Annotated in this window: 10 protein-coding genes; 6 read left to right on the forward strand and 4 right to left on the reverse strand. The window is 72.2% G+C overall.

Annotation, left to right across the window (positions count from 1 at the left end):
* The first annotated feature begins 314 nt into the window (after positions 1-314).
* The 5 genes from ACZ4VA_RS01670 to ACZ4VA_RS01690 all read left to right on the forward strand — a co-directional run bounded on the left by ACZ4VA_RS01670 (position 315) and on the right by ACZ4VA_RS01690 (position 5,577).
* Entirely contained in the window at positions 315-788 is a 474-nt protein-coding gene (locus ACZ4VA_RS01670; RefSeq protein ID WP_356164919.1) for a single-stranded DNA-binding protein, read from the forward strand.
* A 262-nt stretch (positions 789-1,050) separates the two neighbouring features.
* A complete protein-coding gene (locus ACZ4VA_RS01675) occupies positions 1,051-2,460 on the forward strand; it encodes a TQXA domain-containing protein (protein ID WP_389389565.1) in 1,410 nt (469 codons plus the stop codon).
* Between the two features lie 353 nt (positions 2,461-2,813).
* A complete protein-coding gene (gene ettA / locus ACZ4VA_RS01680; RefSeq protein ID WP_355785297.1) occupies positions 2,814-4,478 on the forward strand; it encodes an energy-dependent translational throttle protein EttA in 1,665 nt (554 codons plus the stop codon).
* A gap of 2 nt (positions 4,479-4,480) precedes the next feature.
* Positions 4,481-4,891, forward strand: a complete 411-nt coding sequence (locus ACZ4VA_RS01685; RefSeq protein ID WP_355785300.1) for an acyl-CoA thioesterase — start codon at positions 4,481-4,483, stop codon at positions 4,889-4,891.
* Entirely contained in the window at positions 4,888-5,577 is a 690-nt protein-coding gene (locus ACZ4VA_RS01690) for a DUF8185 domain-containing protein (RefSeq protein ID WP_468079251.1), read from the forward strand. The genes ACZ4VA_RS01685 and ACZ4VA_RS01690 overlap by 4 nt, the downstream gene beginning before the upstream one ends.
* A gap of 96 nt (positions 5,578-5,673) precedes the next feature.
* On the opposite strand, the gene ACZ4VA_RS01695 is transcribed toward ACZ4VA_RS01690, so the two are convergent.
* Complete coding sequence (locus ACZ4VA_RS01695) at positions 5,674-6,078, reverse strand: globin (RefSeq protein ID WP_468079253.1); 405 nt, start codon at positions 6,076-6,078, stop codon at positions 5,674-5,676.
* Between the two features lie 151 nt (positions 6,079-6,229).
* On the opposite strand from ACZ4VA_RS01695, the gene ACZ4VA_RS01700 reads away from it, so the two are divergent.
* Positions 6,230-7,210: a methyltransferase domain-containing protein gene (locus ACZ4VA_RS01700; RefSeq protein WP_356164930.1), complete on the forward strand. Its 981-nt coding sequence runs from the start codon at positions 6,230-6,232 to the stop codon at positions 7,208-7,210.
* Positions 7,211-7,273: 63 nt separating this feature from the next.
* Here the strand turns inward: ACZ4VA_RS01700 and ACZ4VA_RS01705 are convergent, their stop codons facing one another.
* The 3 genes from ACZ4VA_RS01705 to ACZ4VA_RS01715 form a co-directional block, all read right to left on the reverse strand.
* Positions 7,274-8,587, reverse strand: a complete 1,314-nt coding sequence (locus ACZ4VA_RS01705) for an FHA domain-containing protein (RefSeq protein WP_468079255.1) — start codon at positions 8,585-8,587, stop codon at positions 7,274-7,276.
* 73 nt (positions 8,588-8,660) lie between these two features.
* Entirely contained in the window at positions 8,661-10,007 is a 1,347-nt protein-coding gene (locus ACZ4VA_RS01710; RefSeq protein ID WP_355794048.1) for a vWA domain-containing protein, read from the reverse strand.
* Positions 10,008-10,120: 113 nt separating this feature from the next.
* Positions 10,121-11,611 carry a PP2C family serine/threonine-protein phosphatase gene (locus ACZ4VA_RS01715; RefSeq protein WP_468079258.1) on the reverse strand — a complete coding sequence of 497 codons (1,491 nt, stop codon included), beginning with the start codon at positions 11,609-11,611 and terminating at the stop codon, positions 10,121-10,123.
* Between the last annotated feature and the right edge of the window lie 2 nt (positions 11,612-11,613).

Genomic DNA, 11,613 nt, shown 5'->3' on the forward strand with positions numbered 1-11,613 from the left:
GAGACGGGTCCCGGGCGAGGGCGGGTGTGCCGTACGGGCGTTGAGCTTTCGGGGCGGGGGGAGAGAGGCGACGGGCACGGGTAGTACGTCCGGGCACGGAGAGTGTGCGCGGGGAGCGGAACTACTCGTTCGGGTGGCGGCGTTGTCCACAATCGGCCGGTGGCCCACAGCTCTCAGCGGGTCCGGCCCGGCGGAGGCAGTCTGAATCCGCGGCGATCGCACCGACGCGGTCGCCGCGGCAGACGCAGCCGTACGGGCCGGGCCCGTACGCGTATCCGCCCGGCGCGGCAGCCGGGGTGAGGGAGGGGTTCGGGATGAACGAGACGATGGTGTGCGCGGTGGGGAACGTGGCGACGCAGCCCGTGTACCGGGAACTGGCTTCGGGGGCGTCGGCGCGGTTCCGGCTCGCCGTGACGGCGCGTTACTGGGACCGCGAGAAGAGCACGTGGACGGACGGGCACACCAACTTCTTCACGGTGTGGGCCAACCGGGCGCTCGCGACGAACGTGGGGGCGTCCCTCTCGGTGGGCGATCCGGTCGTCGTGCAGGGCCGGCTGAAGGTGCGCACCGAGGTGCGGGACGGCCAGAGCTGGACGTCGGCGGACATCGACGCGGTGGCGGTCGGTCACGACCTGTCACGGGGGACGTCGGCGTTCCGGCGCCCGTCCAGGGAGGGGGAGGCGGCGGTTTCCGTCGCGTCCCGGCCGGAGCCCAACTGGGAGACGGAGCCCGGCATCCGGAGCGAAGTGGCGGCCCAGGAGCAACCGGAACCCGTCCCGGTGACGTGATGTCAGGTGTCGGACCGGGCTGACCGGGGGACGGCCCGTCGGCGTCCGCTTTCCGTACGGTCCTGGTGGATTTGTCGATAAGCCCAGCTCACAGGGTCTGCCCAGCCGATAACGATTCCGAGTCGGATCGGTTATCGGATGACATGACTGGGGAGAGCGGTGTGCCGTCTCCCTAGGATGCCGGGCATAGCTCATGGGGCTTCTGATTCTGCTGGTGGGACCGTTCCCCCACGTCAACGGGTCCTGCTCGGAGGGGAATTCTGTGTTTTCTTGGTTCTCTGCGTCGTCCGCGCGCGGACGGGGCGCCGCTCGCCTCACCGCCGCGACGTTCGTGTCGGGGCTGCTCGCCGCGGGGGTTCTGGCCACCGCCGGTGCGGCCGTCGCCGACGAGGCGCCGCAGAGTCAGGGCGGCGCGACAGCGACCATAGGCGGCCTGAAGACGTACGGCGACGCCGTGATCCACGACGGTGCCGAGGACCTCCAGGTCTCCGCGGGACTCTTCGAGATGTCGGTCGACAACGGCGGGATGCTGCAGACCTACTGCGTCGACCTGTACAACCCGACGCAGAAGGACGCCAAGTACCAGGAGACCCCCTGGAGCGGCACGTCGCTGAGCGGCAACCCGGACGCGGGCAGGATCCGCTGGATCCTGCAGAACTCCTACCCGCAGGTCAACGATCTCGCGGCGCTGGCCCGCGAGGCCGGGACGAGCGGCCTCACCGAGCAGGACGCGGCGGCCGGCACCCAGGTGGCCATCTGGCGGTACTCGGACGGCGCGGACGTCGACGCGGTCAGCCCGCGGGCCGAGAAGCTCGCGGACTACCTCCACAAGAGCGCGCGGAACCTCGCGGAGCCCAAGGCCTCGCTAACCCTCGATCCGCCGGCGGTCTCCGGTCACGCCGGCGAGAAGCTCGGCCCTGTGACGGTGCGCACGAACGCGGACAGCGTGACGGTGACGCCGCCGGCGGACGCGGCAGCCGCCGGGGTGCGGGTCGTCGACCGGGACGGGAAGCCGGTCACCTCGGCCAGGAACGGCAGCCGGCTCTACTTCGACGTGCCGGAGGACACGCCGGACGGGTCCGCGGCCGTGGGCGTGCAGGCGTCGACGACCGTGCCGGTCGGTCGTGCGTTCACCTCCGAAACCCGGAGCCAGACGCAGATACTCGCGGGGTCGAGTGAGTCCACGGTCTCCGCGACGGCCAGTGCGAACTGGGCGGAGAAGGGCGCCATACCCGCCCTGTCCGCCGAGAAGAACTGCGCCGAGGGCGGTGTGGACATCACGGCGGCCAACAAGGGCGACGAGGCGTTCACCTTCGAGCTGATGGGGCTGGAGCACACCATCGAGGCGGGGGAGTCGCAGACGGTGACCATCCCGCTCCAGGAGGACCAGGCGTACGACTTCACGATCAAGGGGCCGAACGGCTTCCAGAAGCGGTTCACGGGCGTGCTCGACTGCGAGACCGAGGGCGGCGCCGGCGGCGACGCGACCCAGACGCTCAGTGAGCCGAGCCCGGCGACCGCGGGCGGTGGTTCGACCACCGGGGGGACGGACCTCGCGGAGACCGGCAGCTCCGGTGCCACCCCGATGATCGCGGGCACCGCCATCGGCCTGCTGGTGATCGGCGGGACGGCCCTGCTGCTCCTCCGCAAGAAGGCGCCCGCACAGGACTGAGCGCGCGGGACCGAGCACACGGCACCTTGACATCTGGGCAGGGAGACAGGCCCCCGGGGCGGGGCGGTCGGCTTCGGGGCGGGTGCCGGGTGGGTGCAGAGCGTTGCGGACCGTCGCCTGTCCTCGCCCCACGTTTCTCAGGCACCCCACAGGTATCGAGATCTATCCGAAATTGTGACCAAAGTGGATGCAATGCCCACAACAGAGAGTGCGTGATCGGCTCGGCGGAGAAGGCGGGTCCGGAGGCGCAGGTCACGGACCCCCGATGAGACTGGTTTCCATCCAGGGGTGGCCGTCAGGCAAGATGGGGTGTATCTGCCCACTGCCGATTTCAAGCGTCCGGACGGTTTCTCTTGGCTGAGTTCATTTACACCATGCGCAAGACGCGCAAGGCGCACGGCGACAAGGTGATTCTCGACGACGTCACCCTGAGCTTCCTGCCCGGAGCGAAGATCGGTGTGGTCGGCCCGAACGGCGCCGGTAAGTCCACCGTTCTGAAGATCATGGCCGGCCTGGAGCAGCCGTCGAACGGCGACGCCTTCCTGTCGCCGGGCTACTCGGTGGGCATGCTCCTCCAGGAGCCGCCGCTGGACGAGTCGAAGACGGTCCTGGAGAACGTGCAGGACGGCGCCGCCGAGATCATGGGCAAGCTCCGGCGCTTCAACGAGGTCGCCGAGCTGATGGCGACCGACTACTCGGACGCGCTCATGGAGGAGATGGGCAAGCTCCAGGACGACCTCGACCACGCCAACGCGTGGGACCTGGACACCCAGCTGGAGCAGGCCATGGACGCCCTGGGCTGCCCGCCCGGCGACTGGCCCGTCACCAACCTCTCCGGTGGTGAGCGCCGCCGCGTCGCGCTGTGCAAGCTGCTCCTCGAAGCCCCCGACCTGCTGCTCCTCGACGAGCCCACCAACCACCTGGACGCCGAGTCCGTGCAGTGGCTGGAGCAGCACCTCGCGAAGTACCCCGGCACCGTCGTCGCCGTCACCCACGACCGGTACTTCCTCGACAACGTGGCCGAGTGGATCCTCGAACTGGACCGCGGCCGCGCGCACCCCTACGAGGGCAACTACTCCACCTACCTCGACAAGAAGGCCTCCCGCCTCAAGGTCGAGGGCCAGAAGGACGCCAAGCGCGCCAAGCGGCTCAAGGAAGAGCTGGAGTGGGTGCGGTCCAACGCCAAGGGCCGGCAGGCCAAGTCCAAGGCGCGTCTGTCCCGCTACGAGGAGATGGCCGCCGAGGCGGACAAGATGCGGAAGCTGGACTTCGAGGAGATCCAGATCCCGCCGGGCCCGCGTCTGGGCAGCATCGTGGTCGAGGTCGACAACCTCAGCAAGGCCTTCGGTGACAAGGTCCTCATCGACAACCTCTCCTTCACGCTGCCGCGCAACGGCATCGTGGGCGTCATCGGCCCGAACGGCGCCGGCAAGACCACGCTGTTCAAGATGATCCAGGGCCTGGAGACGCCGGACTCCGGCACCATCAAGGTCGGCGACACGGTCAAGATCTCGTATGTCGACCAGAGCCGCGAGAACATCGACCCGAAGAAGTCGCTGTGGGCGGTCGTCTCGGACGAGCTGGACTACATCAACGTCGGCCAGGTCGAGATGCCCTCGCGTGCCTACGTCTCCGCCTTCGGCTTCAAGGGCCCGGACCAGCAGAAGCCGGCCGGCGTCCTCTCCGGTGGTGAGCGCAACCGCCTGAACCTGGCGTTGACCCTCAAGCAGGGCGGCAACCTGCTGCTCCTCGACGAGCCGACGAACGACCTCGACGTGGAGACGCTCTCCTCCCTGGAGAACGCGCTGCTGGAGTTCCCGGGTGCGGCCGTGGTCGTCTCCCACGACCGGTGGTTCCTGGACCGGGTGGCGACGCACATCCTCGCGTACGAGGGCGACTCCAAGTGGTTCTGGTTCGAGGGCAACTTCGAGTCGTACGAGAAGAACAAGGTCGAGCGGCTCGGCCCGGACGCCGCCCGTCCGCACCGCGCCACCTACAAGAAGCTGACCCGGGGCTGATCTTGCGGCACATCTACCGCTGCCCGCTGCGCTGGGCGGACATGGACGCGTACGGCCACGTCAACAACGTGGTGTTCCTCCGCTACCTGGAGGAAGCGCGTATCGACTTCCTGTTCCGCCCGGACAAGGATTTCCAGCAGGGGTCCGTGGTGGCGCGCCATGAGATCGACTACAAGCGCCAGCTCGTCCACCGGCACGCGCCGGTGGACATCGAGCTCTGGGTGACGCAGATAAGGGCGGCGTCGTTCACGCTCGCCTACGAGGTCAAGGACCCGGACCAGGTGTACGTCCGGGCCCAGACGGTCATAGTGCCGTTCGACTTCGAGGCGCAGCGCCCGCGCCGCATCACCGCGGAGGAGCGGGAGTTCCTGCTGGAGTACCAGGACGACCGCGCCGAGGCCGTCGCGGCATGACGGTCCTGCATCTGGCCGACGAGGGGGAGGCGGCGGACCTCGCCGCCTTCCTGGCCAGGCTGATCCACTACGACCGCGCCGCCGCCGTGCGCCTCCAGGTGTCCGGCACCGCGCTCGCCGTGTTCGGACGGCCGCCGTCGTTCGAGGTCCTGGCCGTCCGTGCGGCGCGGCTCGCCAAGCCGTACGAGAGCGGGCTCGACGACTCGCTGGACGTGACCGTCTCCGCGGGTGAACTCCTGGAGTCGCTCGACGACACGGCTGCCACGGTCACCGTGCCGGCCGCCGTCACCGGACCGCCCTGGGCCGGACTGCTGCCGCCCCGCGGCGGTTGGCGGCCGGAGCCCGGGCTTCCTGAACCGGCCGAGGTGCGGGCGACGGTCGCCGAGGCGGTGGCCGAATTCCGGTCGCGTACGCAGGAGTTGGCGGCCGACCGGCGTACGCGTGCCGAACTCGACAGGATCGGGCGGGAGATCTGGTCCCGGCCGCTCGGCGACAGCGGACTCCCGGTGCGGGCTGCGCACGCCGCACAGGCACTCGGGTTCCTGCGTCCCGCGCGCGCGGCGGCACCGGACGAGGAGCCGCTGGGGCTGTACTCGTCGGGAGCGTGGCTCAGACTGCGCACACCGTACGGCTCGATAGCCGTACGCAGGGCGGGACTTGGCGCACTGGACGTCAGCGTCCGCTGACCGGCCGCTCCGTACCCTGCCACGTCCTACGGGTGGGCGCCGTACCCGGCCAGGTCCTCTCTGCGGCCGGGTACGGGCAACCGGACGTGCCGTGGGTCAGCCGGCCGTGTTGACCATCGAGGCCGCCGCGTACGTCAGGTAGTTCCACAGGGTGTGCTCGTGCTCCTCGGATAGGCCGAGCTCCTCGACGGCGACGCGCATGTGCCGCAGCCAGGCGTCGTGCGCGGCCCGGTCGACGGTGAAGGGGGCGTGGCGCATCCGCAGCCGGGGGTGGCCGCGGTTCTCGCTGTACGTCGTCGGGCCGCCCCAGTACTGGATCAGGAACAGCGTCAGCCGGTCCTCGGCGGGGCCCAGGTCCTCCTCGGGATACATCGGCCGCAGCAGCGGGTCCTCGGCGACGCCCTCGTAGAAACGGTGCACGAGGCGGCGGAAGGTCTCCTCGCCGCCGATCTGCTCGTAGAAGGTCTGCTCCTGAAGCGTGCCGCGCCGGATCTCATTCACCCGTCCATCGTCTCAGACGCGCCGACCGAGGACTCAAGACCTAGGTCGCTTCGCACCGGCCCGGGTGCTGCGGGCCGGCCGGGGGCCGCTTCTTACGGACCGCGGGGCTCCGGTACTCGCGTCGCGGGCCGTCCGGCAGCACAGTGGAGGTATGGGTGCCCACGCTCTCGACCCCGGCCTGGACGACCTCGCCGCGTCCGCGCGGGCGGCGCTGGTGCGCGAGATCGAGGCGAGCGGGGCCTGGGCCGCGGACCCGGTGTGGCGGGAGGCCTTCGAGGCGGTCCCGCGGCACCTCTTCGTGCCGTACTACTACGTCGGCGTCCTGGGCGGTTACGAGCGCATGTGGGGGGAGGACCCCGACCGGCGCAGACGGGAGCGCTGGCTGCGCGGGGCGTACGCCGACGCCCCGCTGGCGACGCGGGTGCGGGACGGGGAGCTGCTCTCCTCCAGCAGCCAGCCCTCGCTGATGGCGAAGATGCTGACCGAGCTGGCGGTACGGGACGGGCACACGGTCCTGGAGATCGGCGCCGGCACCGGGTACAACGCGGCGCTGCTCTCGTACCGGCTCGGCGACGACCTCGTCACCACCGTCGACCTCGACCCGGAGATCACGGACTCGGCGCGACGGCATCTGGCCACCGCCGGCCACCACCCGGCCGTCGTCACGGGCGACGGAGCCCGGGGGGTCCCGGAGCGCGCGCCGTTCGACCGGATCATCGTGACCTGCACGCTGACGTCGATCCCGCGGGCCTGGCTCCCGCAGTGCGCCCCGGGCGCCCGCATCCTGGGGCCGCTGGCCACCGGCCTGATCGCCCTGCGGGTACGGGACGGCCGGCACGCCGAGGGGCACTTCCTGCACACGCCCGCCTTCTTCGTGCCGCTGCGCGGGGACACCCCGCCCGAGCCGGAGCCGCCCCAGCTCGACGGGCTGCCGCACCGGGCGAGGACGGACGACCTGTTCCGGTTCCTGCTGACGCTGACGGCGGGCCGCCTCGACCCGTACGAGGCGTACGTCCTGTGGGAGCGCGAGCACCAGCCGACGCGGGAGCGGTTCGGCGTGACGGTCAGCGGCGCGGACGCCTGGGCGTGGCTGGACGACCCCGCGGGGCCGTACGCCTGGCCACTGCGCTGACCCGCGGCCGTACGAGCCCCGCGCGTCCGCCGTACGGGGCTTTCCGGAGCCGGGAGGCCCCGGTCAGCCCCGGCGGATGGTGATCGTCGTCCAGGCGCCGACGTGGACGCGGTCGCCGTCCTGGAGCGGTACGGGCACGAAGGGCTGGATGGGCTCCTCGCCGCCGTTGACCGTCGTCCCGTTGGTGGAGTTCTGGTCGACGACCGCCCAGCTGCCGTCCGGCTGCTGGACCAGGACCGCGTGCTGGTGCGAGACGCCCGGGTCCTCCGGCGGCACCGACAGGTCGATGTCGGGGGTGTCGCCGGTGGAGTGGCGGCGGCGGCCGATGGTGAGCTGGTTGCCGGTGAGCGGGCGCTGCTGCTCGGGCGAGTACGCGGGCAGGTTGAGACCCGCGGCCTCGGGGCCGGAGCGCTGCATCATCGCCATGAAGTACGCGCGGTCGGGGCCGATCGTCGCGGTCCAGGTGAGTGGCTGCTGCTGGTAGCCGCCGCCCGGGCCGGGAGGCGCCTGGGTCGCGCCGGGCTGCGGGTAGCCGTAGCCGCCCTGTCCCCGGCCCTGGTCGGGTCCGCCCTGGCCGCCGTGACCGCTCTGGCCGCCGGACGGCGGAGGCAGCACCCAGTCGTCGTCGCCGCCGAAGGCGGGGCCACCGGTCTGCGGCCGGCCCTGCGGCTGCTGCCGCTCACCGGGGAAGGCGGGCGGAGCGGGCGGGCTCTGCTGCTGGAACGCCTGCGGGGCGCCGGGACCGCCGGACTGCTGCGGGACGGGACGGCCCGGATCGCCCGGGAAACCGGGCTGAGCGGGCCGCGAGGGGTCGCCGGGGAAACCGGGCTGGGCCGGACGTGCGGGGTCGCCGAAGCCGGAGGGGCCCGAGGGCTCCTGGCCGAAGGGCGGGATGGGCTCGGCGGGCCGGTTCATCTGCGAGGGACGCGAGCTCTGGTAGTCGTACGCGTCACCGCCGCCGCCGGCGTAGGACGGGCCGGGCTGCGGCTGGAAGCGCTGCGCGGGACCGGGACCGGGACCGCCCGGGGACCCGGGGCCCGGCGCCGGCGGGCGCGGTGCGGCCGGGGTGTACGAGGTCGCGGTGTTGGTCAGGAAGTTCCACCGGCACTCCTCGCAGAAGGGCGCGCCGCCCTCGCGGGGCGTGCGGCACTGCGGGCACAGCTGCGGCTCGTGCTCGGGCGCGGCGGAGAAGGGTCCGCCTCCCGGACCGCCACCGGGCCGGCCGCCCGCACCGGGCGGCGGCGAGCCGGGCGGCGGGTAGCCGTAACCGGCGGGCGGTGGGGGCGGAGGCGGGGGCACGGCACCGGCCATGCGGTGACCGCAGACCTCGCACCAGTCGTCGGAACCCGACTGGTGTCCGTTCGGGCAGGTCGGCATGTCGGCGCTTCCCCCTCTCCTTTTCCGGCCGGTTCGGCCGGGTTTCTCCGGTCCCCTGGAGGGGCCGGGCTCGCTACTTCTTTACACGAACAGTCTTTGTGGACCGGGTCTCGAGGGTCATTTCGTCCGCCTCCTCGACCCGTGCCTTCAATCGCACAGTACCCGCCGCCGCGTCGACGACGTCCACCACCTTCGCAAGCAGTTTCGCAGTATCGGCGTTGCCGGACGCACTCGCGAGCTGGACGGCTCGGCCCAGCTTGGCCGTCGCCCCGTCGACATCTCCCGCTTTGCGCGCATCCAGTCCCTGCTGGATGACTTGCGCCAGTTCGGCCTGACCTGTGTAGTGCGCGACCTGGGGGTTGATCGACGTCGACGCCACCATGTCCTCGGTCCACACCGCCCGTACGAGACCCTGCGCGCCGAGGTTCTGCACGCTCCCGTCGCTCTGCGGGATCACCAGGGAGACGCGGGCGGCCAGCATCTCCCGGCCGATGCCCGCGGAGGGGACCTCCACGCACACGTGGTAGTCGCGGGACTCGTCCCCCCAGGAGCCGGTCGGATAGTCGCCGGCGCGCGGGCCGGCCTCGGTGCGACGGTGCGTCAGTTCCTCGACGGTGGGAGCCACTTGCTTGACGAACTTGATCTCCGTGCCGACCGGCGTCCACAGCCGCAGCGCGACGTCCGCGACCTCCTTGCCCATGGCCGTCTCCATCATCTGCGTGAAGTCGGCGGACAGGGCCGCGGGGTCGGCGACGATGTCGGCGGTGCCCAGCAGCCCGGAGGCGATCGCGGTGACCTCCTTGACCTCCCAGTCCGTGCCGACTCCCCGGGCGTCGCAGGTGAAACGGCCCGCACAGGAGTCCAGGGCGGCCTTCAGGTCCTCCGGGGACTCGTGTTCGTTGCGCCCGTCGGTGAGCAGGATCCCGTGCCGGATCGACACGTCGGCCGAGGACAGCAGGCGGTCGGCGAGACGCAGCCAGGTGCCGATCGCGGTCCCGCCGCCGGCGCTGAGCCTGCGCAGGGCCTGCTTCGCCTGGTCGCGGGTCCGGGCATCCGCCACCGCGAGCGCGCCGTTTCCGGGGTAGACCTCCTGGGCGGCGTGTGTGCCGGAGATCACGGCGAAGTGGACGCCGTCGCGGACCGCGTCGATCGCGGCGGCCGTCGCCTCGCGCGCGCCGCGCATCTTGGCCGGCGGGTAGTCCATCGAGCCCGAGCAGTCGACCATGATCGCCACCGCGGCGTCGGGCGCCTGCCCGGCCGGGTACAGGTGCGGGGCGGCGATCGCGCTGCCGACGGTGCCGCCGCCGGTCGCGCTCACCGTGACGATCGCGTTGACCTCGCGGCCGCCCTCCGGCAGGTACTCGTTCTGGTACACGTCCACCGAGAACTGCGGCACATTCGACTTCGAGAAATTGGCCATGCCTTCTCTGCTCCCCCTAGACATCCCGCGCCGCCGCTTCCCGCGGCGGGCGGAACGACGACGATATGCGGACCGGTCCCCTCCGGTCCGAGACCGTTCCCCGTGCTGCGGCCTCAGGCCGATCCTGCCCCCTGAGAGGGTGCGGGGAACGGCACGACGGCCACTGTTACGTTGTCGTGGCCCCCGCCGTCCAAGGCGTGACCGACCAGCACCTGCGCGCTGTGCAGGGGCCGGGCCGCCGCGTCGAGGGGGACCACCTCGGCCATGTGTTCGGCGGCCTCGGCGTAGTTCCACAGCCCGTCGGTGCAGACCACCACCACACCCGGCCGGTCGGGCTTGAAGGAGGCGGTGTGCGGCTCCAGTTCGTAGGCGTCCGCGCCGAGCCAGCCCGTGATGGCGTGGGCGCGCTCGTCGGCGTAGGCCTCCGCCTCGTTCATCAGGCCCGCGGCGACCATCTGCGCGGCCCACGAGTCGTCCTCGGTGAGCCGGGCCGGCGGTGAACTCCGGTCGACCGGCACCCAGTAGGCGCGGCTGTCGCCGACCCAGCCGACGGTCAGCAGACTGCTGGTGACGACGGCGCCGACCAGGGTGCAGGCCGGGGCGTTCTGGTGCGGGGTGTGCTCGCGGGCCGAACCGGGGTCCTCCGCGAGGGCGTTGACGGCGTGCGAGGCCGCGATGATCGCCTCGTGCATCGCCTGCTGCGGATGCGTGCCCTGCGGCAGCGACTCCAGCAGCGCCTCGCCCGCGGCGCGGGAAGCGGCCAGGGACGCCTCGTCGGGGCGGGTCGCCGAGGAGACACCGTCACACACGATGGCGACGACGGCGGGCGAACCGTCGGGCAGCGCGGTCGAGGAGAGCGTGAACGCGTCCTCGTTGCGGTGGTGGCGCAGCCCGCGGTCGCTGACCGCGGCCACCGCGGCGAGCTCCTGCTCCATGTGGTCGCGCTCGCGGGGCTGGGCGTGCCCGCAGTTCTCGCAGTAGCCGTCCCGGTCGACGTGACCGGCGCGGCAGGCCACGCAGAGCTTGGTGCCGGCGGGCGGCGTCCCGAGGTCGGCGGTGCGCGGATCGGCGGGCGCCGATCCGGGCGGGGCCAGCGGGTACTCGTCCGGCTCGGCGGGCCGGTCGAAGCGCACCCCGGCCGACTCGCCCCCGACGCCCAGCTGTTCGGCGCCCGGCGCGGCGGGGGAGGCGGCCTCGGGGTGCCCCGGAGCGGGGGTGGCCGAGGGCGCGGGACCGAAGGCGGCGGGAGGCCGCGCCCCGGGAGCGGCCGCGGGGCGGGGCTCGGACACCGCACCGGCGGCCGGGTGGGCGGCCGGCAGCTCCGAGCCGCCCGAGTCCGTGCCGGGGATGTCCGTCGGCAGGTGGACCGGGGCGGGCGCGCCGGAACTGCCCCGCTCGGGTGCGTCGGGCCAGTCCACGGACGAGACCTCCGAAGGGGGGCGGGGCGCCGCGCCGTTCATCGTGATCGTGGGGGTGTCCTGGGGCGGTGCGGACACCGCCGACAGGTCGAACCCGCACGCACCGCAGAAACGGTCACCCGACTCCAGGGGCTCCTCGCAACTGGGGCACCTCGAAAGAGCCGTCGGCTGGGGCATCTGGGACATCC

It is taken from the genome of Streptomyces sp. NPDC028308 (assembly GCF_055565855.1).